Origin of the sequence: Tsukamurella sp. DT100, from assembly GCF_049844855.1 — a bacterium.
Classification (GTDB): Bacteria; Actinomycetota; Actinomycetes; order Mycobacteriales; family Mycobacteriaceae; genus Tsukamurella.
In genome coordinates this window covers 300,339-321,068 of record NZ_JBNCLV010000006.1, presented here as the reverse complement: position 1 = coordinate 321,068, position 20,730 = coordinate 300,339, and the positions used below count along the sequence as shown (strand labels likewise).

General features: G+C 68.5%; 21 protein-coding genes. 13 read left to right on the top strand and 8 right to left on the bottom strand.

Annotated features, from left to right (window positions below; translation table 11 throughout):
• Positions 1–4: 4 nt before the first annotated feature.
• From ACLQ3K_RS16970 to ACLQ3K_RS16950, 5 genes are all read left to right on the top strand, one after another.
• The gene (locus ACLQ3K_RS16970; RefSeq protein WP_019201631.1) at positions 5–568 is read left to right on the top strand and encodes a TlpA disulfide reductase family protein; all 564 of its coding nucleotides are present in this window, start codon (positions 5–7) and stop codon (positions 566–568) included.
• A complete protein-coding gene (locus ACLQ3K_RS16965; RefSeq protein ID WP_068565094.1) occupies positions 568–1,365 on the top strand; it encodes a cytochrome c biogenesis CcdA family protein in 798 nt (265 codons plus the stop codon). The genes ACLQ3K_RS16970 and ACLQ3K_RS16965 overlap by 1 nt, the downstream gene beginning before the upstream one ends.
• 222 nt (positions 1,366–1,587) lie before the next feature.
• Complete coding sequence (lnt, locus tag ACLQ3K_RS16960) at positions 1,588–3,105, top strand: apolipoprotein N-acyltransferase (protein WP_082776391.1); 1,518 nt, start codon at positions 1,588–1,590, stop codon at positions 3,103–3,105.
• A 319-nt stretch (positions 3,106–3,424) separates the two neighbouring features.
• A complete protein-coding gene (locus ACLQ3K_RS16955; protein ID WP_217491769.1) occupies positions 3,425–3,811 on the top strand; it encodes a TlpA disulfide reductase family protein in 387 nt (128 codons plus the stop codon).
• Between the two features lie 187 nt (positions 3,812–3,998).
• Complete coding sequence (locus ACLQ3K_RS16950) at positions 3,999–5,255, top strand: L,D-transpeptidase (protein ID WP_082756359.1); 1,257 nt, start codon at positions 3,999–4,001, stop codon at positions 5,253–5,255.
• A gap of 67 nt (positions 5,256–5,322) precedes the next feature.
• Here the strand turns inward: ACLQ3K_RS16950 and ACLQ3K_RS16945 are convergent, their stop codons facing one another.
• Positions 5,323–6,441, bottom strand: coding sequence for a prolipoprotein diacylglyceryl transferase family protein (locus ACLQ3K_RS16945; RefSeq protein ID WP_160126343.1), 1,119 nt, complete (start codon positions 6,439–6,441; stop codon positions 5,323–5,325).
• A gap of 221 nt (positions 6,442–6,662) precedes the next feature.
• On the opposite strand from ACLQ3K_RS16945, the gene ACLQ3K_RS16940 reads away from it, so the two are divergent.
• Positions 6,663–7,199, top strand: coding sequence for a hypothetical protein (locus tag ACLQ3K_RS16940; protein ID WP_426000873.1), 537 nt, complete (start codon positions 6,663–6,665; stop codon positions 7,197–7,199).
• Positions 7,200–7,394: 195 nt separating this feature from the next.
• Here the strand turns inward: ACLQ3K_RS16940 and ACLQ3K_RS16935 are convergent, their stop codons facing one another.
• Together ACLQ3K_RS16935 and ACLQ3K_RS16930 are read right to left on the bottom strand one after the other, a co-directional pair.
• A complete protein-coding gene (locus ACLQ3K_RS16935; RefSeq protein ID WP_019201638.1) occupies positions 7,395–8,366 on the bottom strand; it encodes a M56 family metallopeptidase in 972 nt (323 codons plus the stop codon).
• A 57-nt stretch (positions 8,367–8,423) separates the two neighbouring features.
• Entirely contained in the window at positions 8,424–8,789 is a 366-nt protein-coding gene (locus ACLQ3K_RS16930; protein WP_040765956.1) for a BlaI/MecI/CopY family transcriptional regulator, read from the bottom strand.
• A gap of 283 nt (positions 8,790–9,072) precedes the next feature.
• Between ACLQ3K_RS16930 and ACLQ3K_RS16925 the strand changes: the two genes are divergently transcribed.
• A complete protein-coding gene (locus ACLQ3K_RS16925) occupies positions 9,073–10,563 on the top strand; it encodes an NlpC/P60 family protein (RefSeq protein WP_426000872.1) in 1,491 nt (496 codons plus the stop codon).
• A gap of 12 nt (positions 10,564–10,575) precedes the next feature.
• Here the strand turns inward: ACLQ3K_RS16925 and ACLQ3K_RS16920 are convergent, their stop codons facing one another.
• Complete coding sequence (locus ACLQ3K_RS16920; protein WP_426000871.1) at positions 10,576–11,061, bottom strand: hypothetical protein; 486 nt, start codon at positions 11,059–11,061, stop codon at positions 10,576–10,578.
• 265 nt (positions 11,062–11,326) lie between these two features.
• Here ACLQ3K_RS16920 and ACLQ3K_RS16915 point away from each other — a divergent pair, with 265 nt between their 5' ends.
• From ACLQ3K_RS16915 to ACLQ3K_RS16905, 3 genes are all read left to right on the top strand, one after another.
• Positions 11,327–12,301: an SDR family NAD(P)-dependent oxidoreductase gene (locus ACLQ3K_RS16915; RefSeq protein ID WP_426000870.1), complete on the top strand. Its 975-nt coding sequence runs from the start codon at positions 11,327–11,329 to the stop codon at positions 12,299–12,301.
• A 65-nt stretch (positions 12,302–12,366) separates the two neighbouring features.
• Positions 12,367–12,801: an SRPBCC family protein gene (locus ACLQ3K_RS16910; RefSeq protein ID WP_336672227.1), complete on the top strand. Its 435-nt coding sequence runs from the start codon at positions 12,367–12,369 to the stop codon at positions 12,799–12,801.
• 47 nt (positions 12,802–12,848) lie between these two features.
• A complete protein-coding gene (locus tag ACLQ3K_RS16905; protein WP_224645578.1) occupies positions 12,849–13,565 on the top strand; it encodes a DinB family protein in 717 nt (238 codons plus the stop codon).
• Between the two features lies 1 nt (position 13,566).
• Here the strand turns inward: ACLQ3K_RS16905 and ACLQ3K_RS16900 are convergent, their stop codons facing one another.
• On the bottom strand, positions 13,567–14,448 hold the full coding sequence (locus ACLQ3K_RS16900; RefSeq protein WP_224645579.1) for an Lrp/AsnC family transcriptional regulator: 882 nt from the start codon (positions 14,446–14,448) through the stop codon (positions 13,567–13,569).
• Between the two features lie 225 nt (positions 14,449–14,673).
• Here ACLQ3K_RS16900 and ACLQ3K_RS16895 point away from each other — a divergent pair, with 225 nt between their 5' ends.
• The 3 genes from ACLQ3K_RS16895 to ACLQ3K_RS16885 are packed head-to-tail and all read left to right on the top strand — an operon-like array spanning position 14,674 to position 17,126.
• Positions 14,674–15,069: a YybH family protein gene (locus tag ACLQ3K_RS16895; protein WP_224645580.1), complete on the top strand. Its 396-nt coding sequence runs from the start codon at positions 14,674–14,676 to the stop codon at positions 15,067–15,069.
• Positions 15,069–16,418, top strand: coding sequence for a purine-cytosine permease family protein (locus ACLQ3K_RS16890; RefSeq protein ID WP_426000869.1), 1,350 nt, complete (start codon positions 15,069–15,071; stop codon positions 16,416–16,418). The genes ACLQ3K_RS16895 and ACLQ3K_RS16890 overlap by 1 nt, the downstream gene beginning before the upstream one ends.
• Before the next feature lie 9 nt (positions 16,419–16,427).
• Positions 16,428–17,126, top strand: a complete 699-nt coding sequence (locus tag ACLQ3K_RS16885) for a hypothetical protein (protein ID WP_426000868.1) — start codon at positions 16,428–16,430, stop codon at positions 17,124–17,126.
• 17 nt (positions 17,127–17,143) lie between these two features.
• On the opposite strand, the gene ACLQ3K_RS16880 is transcribed toward ACLQ3K_RS16885, so the two are convergent.
• Genes ACLQ3K_RS16880 through ACLQ3K_RS16870 form a run of 3 tightly spaced genes read right to left on the bottom strand, consistent with a single transcriptional unit; the run spans position 17,144 to position 20,572 of the window.
• Complete coding sequence (locus ACLQ3K_RS16880) at positions 17,144–18,625, bottom strand: class I adenylate-forming enzyme family protein (RefSeq protein ID WP_426000867.1); 1,482 nt, start codon at positions 18,623–18,625, stop codon at positions 17,144–17,146.
• Positions 18,622–19,752, bottom strand: a complete 1,131-nt coding sequence (locus ACLQ3K_RS16875) for a DUF5938 domain-containing protein (protein ID WP_426000889.1) — start codon at positions 19,750–19,752, stop codon at positions 18,622–18,624. Before ACLQ3K_RS16875 ends, ACLQ3K_RS16880 begins: the two co-directional genes overlap by 4 nt.
• Before the next feature lie 25 nt (positions 19,753–19,777).
• Positions 19,778–20,572 (bottom strand): SDR family NAD(P)-dependent oxidoreductase, encoded by a 795-nt coding sequence (locus ACLQ3K_RS16870; protein WP_336672221.1) that lies wholly within the window; start codon positions 20,570–20,572, stop codon positions 19,778–19,780.
• Between the last annotated feature and the right edge of the window lie 158 nt (positions 20,573–20,730).

Here is a 20,730-nt window from a genome sequence, read left to right as displayed (position 1 = left end):
CGGTGTGATCGCGGTGCTTGTGGTCGCGATGCTGCTCGGCGGGTGCGTTCAGCTCAGCGACCGGGCACGTGATGGCGGGATCATCGCTCCGGATGGCAAGGCCAGGCACTTCTACCCGCCCGAGCGGCGCAGCGTCGTCGGTGAGCTGTCCGGACGTAGTGTCACTGATCCCGGGGCCACGCTGCGACTGTCGGACTACGCCGGAAAGGTCGTGGTGATCAACGTCTGGGGCTCCTGGTGCGCCCCCTGTCGTCTCGAGGCTCCTGCTCTGGAAAAGGTGTACACGGCGCGCAAGTCCAAGGGTGTGCAGTTTCTCGGTATCGACGTTCGTGAAACCGCCGGCGACGATGCGGCGCGGGACTTCATCCGCTCCCACGGGCTGACCTATCCGTCGATCTACGATCCCCCTGGCAAGACGCTGCTAGCGCTCGGTGAGCAGTATCCGACCACAGTAGTGCCGATGACCTTCGTCCTTGATCGGCAGCATCGCGTGGCCGCGGCATACCTGACGACGATCGACGAGAAGACCCTCACCGATGCCGTGGACCGCGTCGCCGGGGAGGGCTGATGGGACAAGCCTTTGCCGACGCCGCCGTGTCAGGTCCGCTGATCCTGGCGATCGGGGCATGCCTGCTCGCCGGGTTGGTGTCCTTCGCCTCGCCGTGCATCGTGCCCCTTGTTCCCGGCTACTTGTCGTACCTCGCGGGGCTGGTCGGCGCCGAGGCTCCAGCGACGTCGATCGCAGAGCTCGGCGGCAGCGGAAAGGCGGTAGACCGGTCCGGTCGGTGGAGAGTGCTCGGCGCAGCCGCGTTGTTCGTCGGCGGGTTCACAGCGGCCTTCCTCTTGATGACGATGTCGGTGTTTGGTCTGGCGGCGACGATTCGGCTCAATGCAGAGACGCTGATGCGGATAGGTGGGGGAATCACCATCATCATGGGCTTGGCGTTCATCGGATTGGTCCCGGCACTTGCCCGCGAGGTGCGTTTTGCGCCACGACCCTGGACCACGCTTGCCGGTGCCCCGCTGCTGGGCGGGGTGTTCGCGCTCGGCTGGACTCCCTGTATCGGTCCCACCCTGGCGGGGATCATGTCGATCATTGTGGGCACCAACGCTGCACCGGCACGCGGTGCCGCGCTGGTGGTGGCCTACTGCGTAGGCCTGGGCCTGCCGTTCATCGCACTCGCCGTCGGATCGACCGCCGCGGTGCGGGCCGTCGGATGGCTTCGCCGCAACAGCCGACGCATCCAGGTCGCCGGCGGCGTGCTCATGATCGTCGTCGGACTCGCCCTGGTCACCGGCTACTGGTCCGACTTCGTCGACATGGTCCGGCGGCTCTTCGTCTCCAACATCGTCATGCCGATCTGACAGGAATCGCCGTCGACACGCACCAACCAGTACGCCCGCGATCGCCCAGACGACTCGCGACGAGCAGCACCACCACGGTCCAGAATTGAGGAGATCTCACTCGTGACCACGCAGACAGCACGAAGGCTCCCATCCGCGACATCCACTCGGTGGGGGCCGACTCATTGGCCGTGGACGCACACAGCGGTCAGGCTACTTCTGGCTGCCGCCGGCGGCGGAGCGATGTTCATCTCGTTCCCACCCACCGCGCTGTGGGGAGCGGCGCCGGTCGGTGTCGCGCTCGTGGTCGCCGCCGTGTGGGGCTGCGGAATCGGCCAAGCCCTGCTGTACGGTTACGCCGCGGGGCTGGCGTTCTTCCTGCCCTTGCTTCCGTGGGTAGGCATCTACGTTGGGGCTGGGCCGTGGATCGCGCTCGCCGCGGTCGAAGCCGTCGCGGTAGCGGTGTTCGGCGCCTTGGTCAGCCGGATGGTGGTTCTCCCCGGCTACCCGCTGTGGTGCGCCTGCGCGTGGACAGCGACGGAGGCACTGCGCAGCCGCCTGCCATTCGGCGGGTTCCCTTGGGGAAAGTTGGCGTTCGGGCAGACCGATGGGCCTCTCGTACAGTTGGCCGCGGTCGGCGGCGCACCGGCTGTCTCGTTCGCGGTCGCCCTCATCGGGTGCTCCGGTTTCGCCGTGGTCCGCGCGGCACTGCGGAGGTCACCGCGCGCTGCTGTCCGTGCGTCGCTTGGTGGCATCCTCCCGTTCGCCGGCGCAGCACTCCTAATCGCGCTACCAGCGTACGAACCGCGAGCGAGCGTGACCGTTGCGGTGATCCAAGGCAACGTTCCCCGCCTAGGACTGGACTTCAATGCTCAGCGTGCCGCAGTGCTCGAGAATCACCTACGACGCACCGAGGACCTCGCCAGTGCCATCGAATCTGGCCAGATGCCCCGGCCCGCCATGATCGTCTGGCCCGAGAACGCCTCGGATATCGACCCGCTGCGCGATCGGCAGGTGCGCGCGCGGATCGATGAGACGGTCAACAGGCTCGGCGTACCTGTCCTCGTCGGTGCAGTACTCTCCGCCGACGACGGCACATCACGCAACGTCTCCATCGTCTGGAACCCCGGCTCCGGTCCAGGGCAGCAACACATCAAGCGGCGACTGGTGCCCTTCGGGGAGTACCTACCGATGCGGCCGGTCGCAACCCGCCTGTCCGCATACGCCGACAAGGCCGGCCGGTTCGTGCCTGGCGATGGTGACGGCATTGTCACCCTCGCTGGCATACCGACCGCGGCTGCCATCTGCTACGAAGTGGCCTTCGACGACCTCATCCGTGAATCTGTACGTGGTGGAGCTCAGCTGATCACCGTGCCCACCAACAACGCGACGTTCGGCCGCACGGCCATGTCATTCCAACAACTGGCGATGTCCCGACTGCGGGCCATTGAGCACCGCCGCACCGTTCTGATCGCCGCGACGAGTGGCGTCAGCGCAGTCGTTACCCCGGACGGGACGGTCACCGACCAGTCCGCACTGTTCAGTGCGGATACTCTGATCGCGACAGTTCCCCTCGACGACCGGCTCACACTCGCCACCCGCTGGGGCGCGTTGCCCGAAGCGATCACGTCCGCCCTGGCCGCTGCGGCTCTGATCGCCGCAACGGTGTTCAAACGGCGCGCACGTCGCACCTCCGGTCTCAAACAGTCGGTCCCCGCCGATACGACGCCCGTGCCCATCGACGAGCAGAAGAGCCCATGAGCGTCGCCCTCCCCCCCCCGTACCCGACGAGAGCGCCTCAACCCCGCCGTGGCATCGCCGGCACCGGTACGCATTGGCCCTGATCGCGATCGCTGCCGCGCTGCTGCTCATCGCCATCTCGACCGCGCACTCGCTCACAGAAAAACCAGGAGACCACGATACGGCCTCCACCGGCACTCGCACTGGAACCGAGGCTCCACTCCAGACCAGCTTAGCCCGTGGTGAACCTAAACCGCAGTGCGGCGGAACGAAATCGGCATCAGCCCGACCCGCTGGGCCCCTGGCTGATCTGTCTGAGCCCTGCCTCAGTACCCCCGATGTGATAAACCTCGGACAACTCACCGTAGGAAGAACCACCTTGCTCAACTTCTGGGCGTCCTGGTGCGGGACATGTCGCGAAGAAATGCCGATCCTCTCGCGCTACGCCCAACGCCCCGAGGCAGTCCAGGTACTCGGGATCAACGTCCGCGACGTCGAGAGTTACGCCCGCACCTTCGCCACCGATCTCGCTCTCGCGTACCCGAGCATCATCGACGCAGACGGCGCGGTGGCGAGGGCACTGCAGATCCCGCCTTTGCTGCCGCTGTCCTTTCTCGTCCGCCCCGACGGCTCCGTGCAGCGGATCGTGGACCCGCTGGTCTTCCGATCAGTACAGGACATCGAGGACGCTGTTGCGAGGGCGCAACCCTCGCTGCCGGGCAAGTGAGCGCTTTAGTCGATGGAACGGGTCACAACACCCACCCTGTACCTACTCGACGACTCGCCGCGCCTGGTGCCGGTACCGGCGCAGTGGGTGAGAGTACCTCGCGTGCGGGCCTGATGGGCTCGACCACTCACCATAAAGTACTATGCAAATTAGTAGTTGCGCGATGAGGCGGATCGAGGGAGGTTGAATGGTTCTGCAACGGCGAACTCTGCTGGCGCGGACGGCAACCGGAATCGGAGCCGTCGCGATCACGTCCGCCTGCGGTGTTGAGTGGGGCGCGGTGCCGCTGAGCGGCCCCTCGTCCTCACCGGAATCGTCCGGCGCCGGTCTACGGATCGAGTTGGCGCCGGCCGACGGCGCCGCGGAAGTCACGCCACGAACACCGGTCACTGTCCATGTCGTGGGCACTGGCGCCCTCGCCGAAGTCACGCTCACCAACGAGGCGGGGCGTGCCGTTGCCGGCACGTTGGACGCACCGCGCAAATTCTGGTCGGCCGGTGAGCCCCTTGGATTCGGCCGCACCTACCGCTTGCGAGCGGTCGCGGTCGATGAGGCAGGACGCCGGACCGAACGGCAGAGCACGTTCACCACGCTCGCACCACAGGCGCAGGTGACGATGGAGCTGGCAACGACGGCGGGCATCCCGGTCGGCGAAGGGCGGACCTACGGTGTGGGGCTGGTGCTAGTGGCGAAGTTCGACACCGACATCGCAGACCGCGCCGAGGCAGAACGTCGTATGAAAGTCACCTGTACACCCGCGGTCGAGGGAGCGTGGTGCTGGGTCTCGAATACCGAAGCGCATTGGCGACCTGAGAAATACCACACGCCGGGCACTCAGATCACCGTGGACGCCGCGCTATACGGTGTCCGCCTGGGCGAGCGCCTCTACGGCGCCGAGGACGTGCGTGCCAGTGCGACCATCGGCGCCTCGCATGTCTCGATCGCCGACGACGCGACCAAGACGGTCACCGTCTACGACGGCGGTAATCTCGTCCGTACGATGCCCACCTCCATGGGCATGGGCGGCAGCGAGATCATCAACGGCAACACCATCAGCTTCTGGACCCAACGGGGCATCTACACCGTGATGGACAAGGCGAACCCGGTGGTGATGGACTCGTCCACCTACGGGCTACCGATCAACTCGCGCTTGGGGTACAAACAGACGATCAACTACGCGACACGGATCAGCACAGACGGTATCTACCTGCACCAACTCGACAGTTCTGTGTGGGCGCAGGGCAACACGAACACTTCCCACGGGTGCCTCAACCTCAACGGTGACAACGCTCGATGGTTCTTCGACTTCTCGGTCCCCGGCGACATCGTCGAAATCCGCAACACTGGCGGCGCACCTCTCGAGCAATGGCAGAACGGTGACTGGAGTGTGCCCTGGCAGCAGTGGACCAAAGCCAGCGCCCTGGCGTCGTCGGAAGGCCGCTGACCAGGACGGAGAATGGGCGAGGCAGTCCGGATCTGTCTGAGCACATCCCGGTAGCCCCGCCGACTCGTCACAACGTCATCACCCATATCGCCACCGCGATCGCGGCCGTAGCACCTGCTGCGACTGCGGTACGCCCCCACCGAGTGTGCGGGTCGGAGCGCAGCGGAAACAGCACCTGCCGGATCAGCGCGTAGGCAGCGAGTCCGATCACGAAGATCGCTCCCGAGTGCCGGACGCCCAGGAACAGGAATTCGGCCCCTATCGCCAGCGTCCCGCACGCCGCAGCTTCAAACAGCTGCACCGGATAGCGTGAAGCGGCCACCCTCCGATCCGATGACCACAGTGACCACCGCGACACGGTGACCTTTCCAGCGCAACAGCCGGTCAGCCAACACCCCGGCCTCCCGACGGCCATCCCTGCGAGCAGTGCCGGGGCAGCAGAATCGAGCACCGCGCCCCATGACAGTCCGATCGCCGGCGCCCCCATCACCAAGACCACCGCGGCAGCGGCGTTGAACCCCTGAATGCAGGCTCCGGAGGACAGCAGCTTCCGTAGCGGCATCCGATGGATTGCCAAGAACCACAACCGCGCGCCGAGAAACCCCACAGCACAGGCCACACCGCTGATCCCCACCGCCGCGAATGCAGAGCCGCCAGCGAGGGAGACGTTCACTGCCATGAGCGCGACCGCGACGACAGCGCCGAGCCCCACCAGCAGCGGCCAACACCACGCTGCCACCGCGGGCCCGTGTGCCAGAGGCGCGAACACCGTCCGGACCCGCATCTGCTGGTCCGGAAGCTTCATCTCGCCCGCCAGCTCGCCCGCCTGCGTCGCAGCCGGTGTCCACGCTGCTCGCACCCGAATATCCCACTCGCCTGCCGGGATCCCCGATAGCCGCTCGGTCACAGCGACCGGCCGCCCGCGGGCCGCCGCGAGACTGACATCGCGCTGGCAGGTGAATCGCCCTTGCGTATCGTCGGCCTCGGCGCCGATCCGTAGGCCCTCGTACTGCATCCGGAGCGCACCGGGAGCGCTGACCGCGTCTAGCACGTACGTAGCGGACAGTCCTTGTGGCTCCGCTTCGTTCACTGGGTCGCAACCGCCCACCGGACCGGTGATCGTCGAGATCCTCTCCGACGCCTGCACCGCGTCATGCCGCACCGGCGCGCCGACGGATTCGGTCACCGTTGGAAGGCCCACGTCTGGATCCGGCACGCTAGAGAGATGTTTCATCGATCAGGCCTCTCCCGAGATTGAGCTACTAACACGCTTAGTAGGTAACTACTATGTTGAATAGTAGATGAGGGGCGGGCAGGCCCGCCACCAAGAACTACTATGTGATCTAGTAGTTATGCTGAGTTCGAGGAAAGACAAGCGCGAGGTGAGGAGGGTGCACTGTGAGTGGTATGAACCGCAGGGCGGTCATTGGACGGGTGCGGTGGTGGCACGCAGCGGCTGGCGGTGCGCTGATCGCACTGGTGATCGCGATCCCCTCCCGAGTGCTTCCCAATCCTGTCTTCACCCGGATGACGCCGGTGCGCTGGTGGGACTACCTCGTCCTCGTGGTGGTGACCGTTCTCGCGGCCGCCTGGCTGGCAGCTCCGGTGGTGGCCGGGTGGAATCGTGGTGCTGTGCGAGGCGCTTCCGGTGTGGTCCTGTCGACGCTCGCGGTGGGGTGCCCGTTGTGTAACAAGGTCGTCGTCGCGATGTTGGGCGCGTCGGGAGCGTTGACGCTGTGGGCGCCGCTGCAGCCCCTGGTTGCTGTCGTCTCGGCCCTCGCCATGGGTGCCGCGGTCGCCACCCGCTGGGGGATACGGTGGTCGTGGCGGGGCGGCGAGCCTGAGCATCCGCTACAGGTGAGCGAATGCCCCGCCGGGGTGTGCGACCCCTCGGCGAAGATGCCTGTGGCTGTGGACACGACCGCCGGGCATCGGCATTCGTGACTCGTCGAATAGCGGCACCGGAGCGTAGTGGCTCAAGGACGTAGGCGCTCGGGACTCGGTGTACGGTCGCTGAAATGCGACTCGTGGGTCGCACTCGCTAGTCACGATGAAGCGTCGCAGCGGATGTTGCTGCGCAGTTGGCCCCCCGGGGAACAGGCAAATCTCTCTGTCACGCTGCGCCACGGGCGCAGCGGGCTAGAGCGCTGGGCAGGAAATAGCGGACACGACGAGGGCTGCAAGCGCCACCGTAGCGGCTGATCCCAGGGCGGTGGCCGCGGCGACCGCGCCGCAGTGGCGCACGCGAGCACTGCGGCTCGCTGCGGGGAGCTGTAGGCGGCGGGCCCGCGCCGAGGTCGCGGTGGTCGCCATCGCCAGAGTAGGGCCCCGCCCGGCTGTCCCTGATCGCTGCCGCACCGATTGTGCGGAGGCCATCTGCAGCAGGGCCCGGTGTACCGTGGCCGCCCCGCAACGGCGTGCTGCTGCTCCGTCAGCGATCGCCTCGACCAATTCCCGCACGGCGCTCGGGGCGTTCCGGCACAGCGGGATCGGGCGCAGGACCTGCCCGATGACCTCAGTGATGGCAACGATCAGGTGGTGGCGACCGCGGAGGTGTGCGTGCTCGTGTGCCAGCACTGCCGCCAGCTCGGAGGGTGCCAACAAGGTCTGTAGGCCGCGGGAGATCACCACCATCCCGCCCCTGGGTGCGGCGATGGCGAATGCCAAGGGGGCGTCGTGCTCGAGGCACCACACTCGGCCGTCCCCGGCGGCTGGACTGGCCACCAGCCTTATTCGGTCGCAATGCAACGTCGCGACCGCCCGCCGGCGCGCGAGGACGAAGACGCAGCGCACGCCGGAGATCACGACGGAGCCCGCAATGAGCGCGGCTAGTGCGGCGCCGGTCGCCCGGCGTCCCTGCGGCACGGTGCCATGGACCGCCAGGGACCAGCAGTCTCCGAACGCAGTGGTTACCGAGTAGTCTGCGTGCAGCGGCAGCAACAGTGCCACGATCGCTAACGCCGTCAGCAGTCCAAGCATTGCCAGCGCTCCCACCCAGCCGATGAGCAGGGCAACTGGATCGAGCCGCGTACGCCCCGCGCGGGTGAGCAGCACAGGTCCGGCAGCCGCGATCGCAGCCGCCGCGACGACCAATGCCGCGAACACCGTCATCGTGTACTCATTCCCTCCATCCGGGTCCGGATTCGGATCTCGCGCACCGGGCTTAGTCTATTGCTGCCGTGACCGACGGCGTAGTGCCCGCCGGATGACCTTTGATTCCTCGTCCGACGCGGACTCGGTGAAGTGCAGCAGCACTGCCTCAGGATCGCCGGATGCATCCAGCACGTCACGCAGCGCCTGGGTCGCAGCCTCCGCGCGGCTGAGTGTCGGCTCGTAGAAGTAGGCCTTGCCGACCTTCTCGCGTTGGACCCACTGCTTGCGGTGCAGGTTGTCTAGAACCGTCATCACCGTGGTGTAGGCCAGTGCCCGCCCGGTGTCGAGGGCATCGACCACCTCCTGCACCTTCAAGGCGTGCTCACTGTCCCAGAGCACTTGCATGACCGCGGATTCCAACTCACCAGGCAAGGGTCGCACTCCTCCTTAGTACTATCGTGGATAGTAGCAGGATCTTGATTGAATCTTGAATACCGCAGGCCAACCCCATTGTAGGTGGCAGTTAAGGCTCTGCATCTGCTCGATCACCGCTTCCCTCTGTGGCGTCTGTGACGTACGGTTCGGATGGTACTCAAGGGGTGCCGGTGCGGCGCGTCAAACTTTGCGTAAAAAGATTGCGCACCAACAATATTCCGCTTCTGATCCCCTCGCGTGGGCGCAACCTCCCCGCGGGGGGCGGTCGGCTCGTTGAAGGAGATGTTCCGTGGTGAATCAGCATCGATGGGCGTCTGGAATGCAGCGGGCGGCGGCGGTGACGATCGTGGCTGCGATCGTGGTCGGCGGAGCGGATCCTGCGTGGGCGCGGCACGTGGGAGACGACCCTCGAGCAGGTCACTCGGTCGCGGTGGTTCCTTCGTTGATCGTGCGCCTTGCGGACTTTGATCAGCAGATCGCGGCTTTGCAGAACGACGTTGACATTCGGCGGCAGTCGGTGAACAAGGCGGTGATCGACGTGGCGTTGGCCGCCGACGCTGCGCGGGCCGCGACGAATGCAGTAGTAGTTGCGGATCGGGAGGCCGTGGCTTCCGACCAGGCAGTGGATGCTGCTCAGCGCAGGCTCGATGAGATGCTCCGCGCCGCCTACATGCAGGGGAACACCTCGGGCGGGGTCGCGGATGCTCTGACCGCCCCGGATGGGCAGACGGCGGTAGACCGCACTGCGGTTCTTCGGCGCGTTGCTGCCGCCCAGGCAGGTACTGTCACCGGCCTCAATGACGCCCGGCGGCGGGCGCGATCGAGCCGCGATGCTGCGCGGATCGCGAAGATCTCCGCGGATGCAGCGGCTGGCGCGGCTGCCGACCGCCGCACCCGAGCGCAGGGGTCGGTGGCCCAGACCCTGGAGGCGCTGCGTTCGGCGACCGATCAACGCCGACGGTTGGATTTGCGTCGGCAGACGGCCGCAAGGGCGCTCGCCGAGGCGAAGGCGAAGTCCGGGGATGCCGCAGGTCAGCAGCGGATCTATGACCAATACGTCGTCAGCGAACAGCAGACAGTGACGGTGCCTTCCTCGCAGCCGGCTCCTGCACCGGCGGCACCCCCGAACGCAAGCACCCCCGTAGTGGCTCCTTCTGCGGCACCGGCAGTGTCGGCGCCCGGGGGGCCACCGTCGGCCGCGACCGCAGCGTCGTCGTTGCTCGGGCAACTGAGCAACCTGTTCGGGTTCACGCCGCAACCGCAGACCGCATCCCAGGTCCCGGCTCAAGCGGCAGCCCAGGTGCCTGCAATCCAGGCACCAGTAGCGCCTGTGTCAGTCGCGTCGATGTCGGGCAAGCAAATGATTGACACGGTCATTGCCCGGGGCCTGTCGGTGGTCGGCACCAGATATTCCTGGGGGGGTGGTGATATCAACGGCCCCACCGTCGGGGTCCGCGACGGCGGCGTTGCCGATACCTTCCGTGACTTCGAGAACCCGGGATTTGATTGCTCGGGCCTGACGCTGTTCGCATTTGCTGCCGTCGGCATCAAGCTCCCGCACTACAGCGGCTACCAGTACAACATCGGCAAGAAGGTTCCGCTCGCTGAGATCAAGCGGGGTGACCTGATCTTCTTCGGCCCGAATGCGAGCCAGCACGAAGCGCTCTATCTGGGTGACAACCAGATGCTTGAGGCACCCGAGTCCGGATCGACGGTCAAAGTATCGCCGCTGCGCACCGACGGCGCGATGCCCTACGTGGTCCGGCTGATCAATTCGTAGACCCAGTTCTAGTTACGACCTGTCGAAGGCTGTGGGAACGGTACTGCTGCTGGAGTGGGAGTCCGGCGACGGCCTGAATGCTGTGGTGGAAATGCCATGTTGCTGGGACTGGCGAGATGCCAACTCCGTGGGACTGCGTGATGCAGTGCAGGTGAGAAGGCTGACAGTCGCCAGGTAGGTCGGGACCCTACAGTCCTGCCTTCCCGACCCGGATCGTCTAGTCGTCGGTCCCCCGTGCACCGTTCGCGACTCGCCGGCTCGGATCAGGACTTTCGCGCCGCTCCCAGCACGCAGCGCCTGGATGGCTTCGACGGTGAGGTCCAGGTCCGTCTCCCGGACCCAGCCGGTGAGGTCGTACAGGCCGGAGGCCATCGCGGTGATCACCTCGTCGAACCCCTCGTGCGTGTAGCCGACGGCATCCACGACCTCGGTCTCGGCGAGCATGAGCTGCGTCGGCTGGAACTCGATCGCCTGCTCGTAGAACGCGAGGACGACCACGCGGCCGCCGGCGGACAGGCAGGACACGCCGAGGACAACGCGGACCCGCCCCCGCCGCGGCGATCGCCACGTCCGCCCCTCCGCCCTCGGTGAGCGCCGCGGCTGCGGTGGGGAGATAGCTGGGGATCGAAGTCCGGTCGGGCAGAGCCGTCGAACGGCGGCCGGGAGATCACATCGTCCCCTGAGCGCAGGCGATCCATCCGGATGGCCGACGGCGACGAATACAGGGTGTCCGGATAGTCAGCGGATCGACGATGGGGTTCACATGACCAGTGGGCGCAGAGGCCCGAGACTGAGGTTGTTCGATACGGCACTCGACCGATCGATCGTGTTCGGATACTCGAACATCGGCTATGCGCTGCGCAGGTCTCGGTGGGACGACGGCGATCCGCCCCCTCGATCACTGACCGGGCGCACCGTCGTCGTCACGGGAGCCACGTCGGGCATCGGGGCCGCGATCGCGCAGCAGGTCGCGGACCTGGGCGCGAAGGTCGTGATCATGGGACGGAACAGTGCGCGCGCCGAGGATGTTCGGGACCGCATCGTCCGGCGCCGGCCGGATGGGACCGTCACCGTCGAGCTCGGTGACGTCTCCGACCTCGACGCGCTGCCCGATGTGGCCGAACGGCTCGCGACGCACGGCGTCGATGTGATCGTGCACAACGCCGGCGTGATGCCGCCGGAGTGGACGGCCGCGAGCAACGGTCACGAGCTCTCCCTCGCGACGCACGTGCTGGGGCCGATCCTCCTGACCGATCTGCTGGAACCGCAGCTGGCGGCCGCCGCAGACGCCCGCGTGATCTTCATGTCGTCCGGAGGCATGTACACGGCCGAACTCCCGACGGACGATCTCGACTACTGCAGCGGTGAGTACAAGGGCGCCGTCGCGTATGCACGGAGCAAACGTGTCCAGGTGGCGATGGTGCCGATCCTGGCGCAGCGGTGGGAGTCGGCAGGCGTGACCGTGGCGGGGATGCACCCCGGCTGGGTGGCCACCCCCGGAGTCGCCGATTCGCTGCCCGGCTTCACCACGGTGGCGGGCCCGCTGCTGCGGAAAGCGGATCAGGGCGCCGACACGGCGGTGTGGCTGGCGGCGACGACCCCGAAGCCGGCGAACGGCAGGTTCTGGCACGACCGTGCAGAACGGCCCGAGCATTACCTGCGGCGCACCGAGTTCAGCGAGAGCGACCGCCGCGCCGTCTGGAGCGACGTGCGCTCCTTCGCAGGGATCGCTCCCTGACCGGCCACTCCGCCCGCCGATCCGAGCTCGCAGACCCAGCTCGCACACCTATGGAAGGACACAGCGTGATCACAAAGCAGCACACCGTGCACACCTCCGCGCCCGTGGACGTCGTCTTCACCTACCTGGCCGACTTCACCAACGCTCAGGAGTGGGACCCCAACGCCGTGAGGGTCACGCGCCTCCTGGGGAACGGTGGCGTGGGTTCGACGTACCGAGTCACGAGCAGGTTCGCCGGTGCGACCACCGACCTCGACTACGAACTCACCGATCTCCAGCCCACGTCGCTGATCCGCCTGAGGGGCCGTAAGAGCTCAGTGACCGCGGTCGACACCATCTCCATCGCGCCCGAGGAGGCGGGTAGCGCCGTCACCTATGCGGTGGAGTTCACCTTCCACGGCCTCCTCCGCTTCCTGGAGCCGGTGCTCACCCTCGCCGTGGACAAGCTGTTCGTCGACGGCGCCGAGGGATTGTCGGCGAACCTCGACCAGCTCGCCTGATTCCAGACGGCCACGGCGAAGCCGGCCGCGGGCATACGATGCGCATCATGGTCCGGTACGTCGACGAGGATCTGCGCGGAGCGGAGTTCCGCGAGTGCGACCTGTCGGGGGCGCGGTTCGTCGGAGCCGTCATGCAGGACGTCGTGGTCGACGGCCTCGTCTCCGGTCTCGTGGTGAACGGCGTCGACGTCACCGAATACGTGGAGTCTGAGCTCGACCGGCGGTATCCGGTGCGCGCCCTGATCCGCTCGGAAGAGCCCGCCGACCTGCGCCGTGCGGCGGCGACGCTCCACGCCGACTGGGCCGTGACCGTCGAGCGCATCCGCCGCGCCCCCGGCCTCGAGCGCCGCACCGTGCGCGGCGAGTGGTCGGCGGCGCAGACGCTGCGACACCTGGTCTTCGTCCACGACTCCTGGTTCCGTCGCTGCTGCCTGGGCTCGCGTGACACCTTCACACCGATGGGGCTCGGCCCGGAGATCGCCCCCTACCGCGGGGCCCACGGGCTCGACCTCGCCGCGGACCCGCGCTTCGACGAGGTGGTCGGCGCGCGCGACGCCCAGGCCGCCGAACTCGAGGGCTGGCTCGACGGGGCCACCCAGGAGCAGCTCGCGGCGCCCGCGCCCGTGCCCGACGACGACGTCTGGCCGCCCTACGCGCGGGGCCGCTCGGTGGGGCAGTGCCTGCGCACCGTGCTCACCGAAACCTTCGAGCACCACCGCTACTGTGTCCGCGACCTCGACCTCATCGAGGCCGAGGCGCACTGATTCACTCGGTCGCGCCCAGCGACGCGTACGACTCCTTGACGAACCGCAGGTGCGACCACGTCTCCGCCCCGGCGACGGAGGGCAGCGAGCGCACCGCGTCGACGGTCGTCGCCAGGCCGATGGCCGACGGTGCGCGGACCGTCGCGAGCAGGTCGAACGTCCCGACGGTGCGGGCGAGGAAGCTCACCCCGTCGAGCACCTCCAGGTGCCCGGCGGCGTCCCGCGCGTCGCCGCGGACGTGGATCCCCATGCCCAGCGCGTGCTCCGAGCCGCGGCTGACGATGGGGCCGATTCGCACCACGGAACCCTCCACCAGGCGGAGCACGCGCCGCCGCGCGGCGGCCGCCGACACCCCGGCCGCCGCTGCGAGTTGGACGTACGACGCCCGGCCGTCGCGCTCGAGCACTTGCAGGAGCGCGACGTCGGTCGCGTCGAGTTGCGCCGTCGCCTCACCGACGGGGCCGACGGCGTCCCGGAGCACCTCGCGGTACGTCAGCGTCTCCGCCCGAGCCACGCCGGAGAGGGCCCGGAGGCGGGCCAGCGCGGCGTCGACGGCGTCGCCGGATCCCGTCCGGATCTCGGCCGCGACGGCGAACCGGCCGGTGGTGATCGACACGTAGACCACCTCCGGGAGCGCGGCGACCGCCTCCGCGACGGGCGCGGCGGAACCGTCGACTTCGATCCGGGCGTAGCAGACCGAGCCCCGGCTGAGCACCGACGGATGCACCACGCCCTGCACGGTGAACGCCCGGGAGTCGAGCAGCCGCCGCATCCGTGCCGCCACGGTCGCGCGGGTGACCCCGGCGGCGGCGGCGAGCTCCCGGTGACTCAGCCGGCCGTCGCGGCTGAGCAGGGCGACCAGGGTCCGGTCGACCTCGTCCATCGTCCCCTCCCGAAGTTTCGCCCACTGCGTTTTCGGAGTGCAGCGATGTACTGATCATGCACAGAGGATTCGCATGGCGCAGTGAATGACGCATATCGGCTGCGCACCGTGCACACATCGTGCGCGATTGCGTTCGCCCGTGGAGTGAACTGCTTGCGAGGCGCTGTGATCGGCCTTACAGTTGGCCGATCCGGAGCGGGAGAACCGCAGGTCAGGAGGCACGACATGCAGCACACGATCTCCGAGGGTGAGGTGCTCGCGGAGGCCGATCGCATCATCGAGGCCTTCGCCGCGACGAACACCGAGGGCTACTTCGCGGGCTTCCACCCAGCGGCGACCTTCGTCTTCCACACCGAGCCACGCACGCTGGCCGACCGCGCGGAGTACGAGCGGCTCTGGGCCGGCTGGGTCGACTCCGGCTGGCACGTCGTCTCCTGCGAGAGCAGCGAGCGCCTCGTGACGGCCGTCGGCGCCACCGCCGTCTTCAGCCACGCGGTGCACACGGTGACGCAGGACGGCGACGGCACCCGCACCGAGACCCGCGAGCGCGAGTCGATCGTCTTCACGACGACGCCCGACGGTGCGCTCGTCGCGGTCCACGAGCACCTCTCGGCCGCCTGATGCTGCGCTACTACCGCCGCCTCGACGCGCACCTGCACGCCGGCGCCGACGACGGCACGCCCGTGCGGGGCGACCTCAGCGGCCGCCGGATCTTCGCCATCTGGCTCGCCGCCAACCTCGTGGTGACCACGATGCTGACCGGCACGTTGTTCGTGCCGTCCGTCTCGCTGAGCAGCGCCCTGGTCCTGATCGTCGTCGGCACGGTCGTCGGAGCCCTGGTGCTCGTCGCCGTCGGCAACGTGGGAACCCGCACCGGGCTGCCGACGATGGCGCTCACCCGGGCGTCCTTCGGGGTGCGCGGCAGCCGGATCCCGGTGGCCGCCAACATCGCCGTGCTCATGGGGTGGAGCTGGGTGCAGGCGATGCTCGCCGGCGTCACCGTGAACTACGTGATCGAGCAGCAGACCGGATACTCGAATCCCGTGCTGTTCTCGGTGCTGTGCGAGGTGCTCGTGGTCTCGCTGGCGATCTTCGGTCACGCCGGCATCGCCAAGGTGGAACCGGTACTGGCCGTGGTGATCCTGGCCATCATGGCGTACCTGTTCATCGACATGTTCGGCGACGGCCTCGCCCGCCTGAACGCGCTGCCCCGCGACCCCGAGGGCCTCAGCGGCCTCGGCATCTTCGACATCGTGGTCGCCACGGCCATCTCGTGGACGGTGCTCTCGGCCGACATCAACCGGTTCGCGCGGAGCGAGCGCGGCGGCGTGATCGGCTCGGGACTGGGTTACATCGCCTCGACGGTGGCCGCGATGGCCCTGGGCGCCACCGCGATCGCGTGGCTGCTCGCGAACGGCACGGACGCGCCGCCCTTCGACCCGACGGTGATCGTGGCCGAGTTCGGCGTCCCGCTCGCCGGCGTCGTCTTCTTCTCCGTCATGGCGACCAATTCGATGGCCGTCTACGGGATGGTCACCTCGCTGGTGAACGCCGAGCCGGGACGCATCCGATTCCTGCCCGCCGCACTGGGACTCGGCGTGATCTCGATCGCGGGGTCGGCGTGGCTGGCGCTGCTCGACAAGTTCACCTCCTTCCTCACCGCCATCGGCATCGTCTTCATCCCCGTCTTCGCGATCATCGTCGTGGACTACTACCTGCTGCGGCGGGGGCGATACGCGGCGTCGCTCGCCGAGGCCGGGTCGCGCGACTACTGGTACCGCGGCGGATGGAACCCGATCGCGGTGACGGTGTGGATCGTGGGCGTCGCCTTCTCCTCGGCGATCACCTACCTCTGGGTGAGCCCCGTGGGCGCCACCGTCCCGACCTTCCTGGTGAGCGCGGGCCTGTACTGGGCGGCGAGCGTCGCCGTCCGCGGCCGGTCCACGACGGAGGACCTCGTCGCGGGCTAGTGTCGGACCATGACACCGGCACGTGGTCTCTGCGCGATGCTCGCCCTCGGTGCGATGGCCCTGGCGGGCTGCGGAAGCGGATCGGGAGCCGACGGGAGCGCGGCACCGTCGAGTTCCGCGTCCGCGCCGGTGGCTTCATCGCGGCAACTCGTGCTCGCGGCCGCCGATCTTCCGTCGGGGATGTCGATGGCGGACTTCGCGATGGACGACGACGTCGTCCGCGCCGTGCTCGAGCCGCTGACGGGACAGCGGCCCACGGGCACCACGTACTCGCCGTCCGCGTGCGCGCCGGTGTCGATGTTCGACGGTGCCACCCAGCCCGCCGCCTCCCTCGCCGGGGTCGCCGCGGGCGAGGGAGGCGGGCGGTCCACCTTCACGGAAGCCGTCGTCGCCCGCCGGCCCGACATCGCCGCGGTCGCGGCCTACGTCCGCCGGTGCCCGATCGTGGTGCAGAACGACGGGGGAACCCCGTTGACCACCACCTTCGCGGTCCGCGACGGGGACCGGGGCCGAGCGGACCAGTTGCTCGTCGTCGAGGAGACCCCGGACGATCCGCTCTCGAAGCAGCGCGCCCTCGTGGCGTACGCCCGCGTCGGCGACTACGCCGTGTGGGCGCGGCTGCGGGCTTTCCAGGGCGAGAGCGTCGACCGCGCGCAGTTCGACCGGCTCGTCGCCGCGGCGGTCGACAAGGTCGCCCGCTCCGCCTGAGCCCGCGCGCCCGAACCCTACGCCTGTGCCCGGTCCCGCTGCCGCAGTGTGGGTTTGTCGATCTTCCCGACGGGGTTCTTCGGTATCTCGTCGAGCAGGATCAGGTCGACGGGGACCTTCACCTTCGCCAGCTCCCCGCGGAGGCCGTCGAGCAGCTCGCCGGCGGTGACCGTCGCGCCCTCGCGGAGCGAGACGTAGGCGACGGGCACCTCGCCGAGCACCTCGTGCGGCCGCCCGATCACCGCGGCTTCGAAGACCTGCGGGTTCCGGTACAGCTGGGCCTCGATCTCCTTGGGATAGATGTTCTCGCCGCCGCGGATCACCATGTCCTTCACGCGATCCACCAGCCGCAGGTAGCCGTCTTCGTCGAGCAGTCCGACGTCCCCGGTGCGCAGCCAGCCGTCGACGATCGTCTCGGCGGTGGCCTCGGGCCGGTTCAGGTACCCGGCCATCACCACCTTGCCGGCGATGAGCACCTCGCCGGTCTCGCCCGGCGCGACGTCGCGGAGCGCACCGTCGACGATGCGGATCCGCTGGCCCGGGAGCGCGGGCCCGACGGTGCCGGGCTTGCGCGGCCCGTCGAGCGGGTTGATCGCCGACGCGGTGGTGGTCTCCGACAGCCCGTAGCCCTCGACGATCGGCACCCCGAAACGCGACTCGAACCGCTCGATGAGGTCGACGGGCATCGGTGCGGCGCCGCAGATCCCGAACCGGAGCGATGACGAATCCGGGCGCACCTTCTCCGGCAGCGCGGTGAGCATCGCGTAGATCGCGGGCACAGCGGAGAAGTAGGTGGGACGGTGCCGCTCCACCGCGGGGAAGAACTCCTCCGGCCGGAACCGGCCGACGATCGTCGCGCGCCCGCCGGCCCGCAGGGGGCTGAGCGTGCCGAGCACGACGCCGTTGGCGTGGAACAGCGGCAGCACCAGCAGGCTGTGATCGCGCTCGGTGAACGCGAAGTGCTCGATGAACGAGGCCGTCATCGCCGCGATGTTCCCGTGGGTGATCATGACGCCCTTGGGTTTCCCGGTGGTTCCCGCGGTGTAGATGAGCAGTGCGAGATCGGAGGGCCGCACGGCGACGGCTTCCACCGGCTCGCCGTCGGACACGGCGAGGAGCTCGTGGCACGCGACCGCGGCGACGCCGTCGGGGGTCTCGGCGTCGGCCTCCGTCACCAGCACGCGGGCGCCGGCGTCGGCGGCCTGGTAGGCGATTTCGGGGGGTGCGAGCGCGGGATTGATCGGGGTGGCCGCTGCGCCGAGGCGCCACGCGGCGAACAGGGCGACCACCAGCTCGACCCGATTGGGCAGGAGGAGTCCCACCACATCGCCACGGGAGACCCCGTACTCCTCCAGCCGGATCGCCGCGGTGCGGACGGCCGCGGCGAACTCGGCGTTCGACAGGTCCAGCCGGTCGTCGGCGAGGGCGGGGGCCGCCGGTGCCCGCGCCGCCCGGGTCTCCGGGAGGGCGGGCACCTCGGGCAGGTCGCGCACCGTCATCGATGCACCGTGACGATCGGCTCGGAGATGAGGCCGAAGGTTCGCAGCACGCCCTCGAGCTCGCGGTGGCCGAAGGCCTGGCACCCCGAGGCGAGGCCGACGCGCTTCGGGGGCTGCTGCAGCAGCGAGTACGCGGCGTAGGCCTGCAGCAGGCCCGTCTGCTTGTAGTTGCTGTTGCCGTGGATCACCACGTGCGAGCGGCCCAGCGGGCCGGAGGCGTGGACGGAGTCCAGCGACTTGTTCACGCGCGGATTCTCGCGCGGCGGCATCGAATTCATGACTTGGGCGGCGACGGCGTCGAGGGCGTCGGCGCGGTCCTCGGGCGACATGTCCTTCGTGGCCTCCAGCGCGTCGGCCACGATCACGGGCACGTTGTTCATCAGGGCCGCGTTGAAGACGCCGCCCTGCGCCTTGCAGTTCGCGACGCGCGGATCGCGCTTGAACCACACCGGGTGCGAGGTGCCGCCCCACGGCAGCGACTGCGCCAGTTCGTGCTGCCCGGGCACCGACAGGGGCACCAGGCCCTGCATCGGATCGAACGAGACGTACTGGTTCTGCTCGAGGTAGAAGGCGTCGCCGCCCGCCGCGTTGACGAGGATCGTCCGGGTGGAGGCGATGGTCGGGCTGCCGCCCCAGAAGACCGCGATGTCGAGGGTGTCGAGTCCCGGTGTCTCCAGAGCGATCTGGGCGGCGATTTCGCCCGTCGTGTACATCTGGGCGATGCCGGGAGCCAGCAGGAGGCCGGCCTCCGCGTACCGCTCGTGGAAGGTCTCGTCGAGGTGGATCAGCCAGTCCTGCTCGCCGGTGGTGTCACTGTAGTGCGCGCCCGCGTTGAGGGCGGCCTCGACGACGGCGTCGCCGAACTTGATGAAGGGCCCCACCGTGTTCAGGACCACCTTGCTGCCGCGGAACAGCTCGGTCAGGGAGTCGACGTCGTGCTTCACCTCCACGATCTCGTAGTCGGCCGTCTCGATCCCCGCGACGTGCGCGTTCATCGAGTCGGTCAGCTTGCCCTCGTCGCGGCCCGCCGCGGTGAAGGGCACGTTGTACTCGCGCAGGTACTCGCAGATGAGGCGGCCCGTGTAGCCCGAGGCCCCGTACACCACTACCGGCTTGTTGCTCATGATTCTCCTTCGTCCTGAGAGGTTTTCGTTACATGCCCATGCCGCCGTCGACGGGCAGTCCTGCCCCGTTGACGAAGCGGGAGGCGTCGGATGCGAGGAAGACGACCGCGTCCGCCATGTCCTGGACCTCGCCGAGCCGGCCGCTGGGCGTGAGGCCGACGACCGCCTCCACGGCCTCCTCCGGCGAGCCGAACAGCCCGATGTTCGCCATGTCGACCGCGAGGCCGGTACCCATCTCGGTGGGAACGAGGCCCGGGTAGATGCAGTTCACGCGCACGCCGTAGCCGAGCTTCCCGGCCTCCATGGCCGCCACCCGCGTCATCCGGTCGATGGCCGACTTGGTGGCCGAGTAGATCGCGATACCGGGGAAGGCGATGGTCGCCGCGACGGACGCGACGTTGATGATGGCCCCGCCTGCGCCCGCCGCGCCGCCGGGGCGCAGGGCCCGGAGCCCGTGCTTGAGGCCGAGGGCGGTACCGAGCACGTTCACGTCGAGCTGCCGCCGCACGTCGTCGACGGAGATCTCGGTGAGCAGGCCCGTGATCTCGACGCCGGCGTTGTTGACCACCACGTCCAGCCCGCCGAGCTGGGCCACGGTGGCGTCGATGGCGGCGGACCAGCTCTCCTCGGAGGTGACGTCGAGGTGGACGGAGCCGCTCCCGTCGCCCAGCTCCTTCGCGACGGCGACGGCGCGGTCGGCCTGCACGTCGCCCAGCATCACCCGGGCGCCGGCGGCGGCCAGCGCGCGTGCCATGCCCTCGCCGAGGCCCTGTGCCCCGCCGGTGACCAGGACCCGCCGGCCGGTCAGATCGAATGCGCTCACGACTACTCCCTTGCTCGAGGTGGATCGGACTTCGGTGCGGCCGACTCTGTGGCGACCATCACATCGCAGAATTTAGACGACTGTCAAGAAAAATGTTGGACAATCGTCAAGAGAAATTGGTGAGGGTGTCGCTCCGGTCCGCGGCACGGGGGTTATCC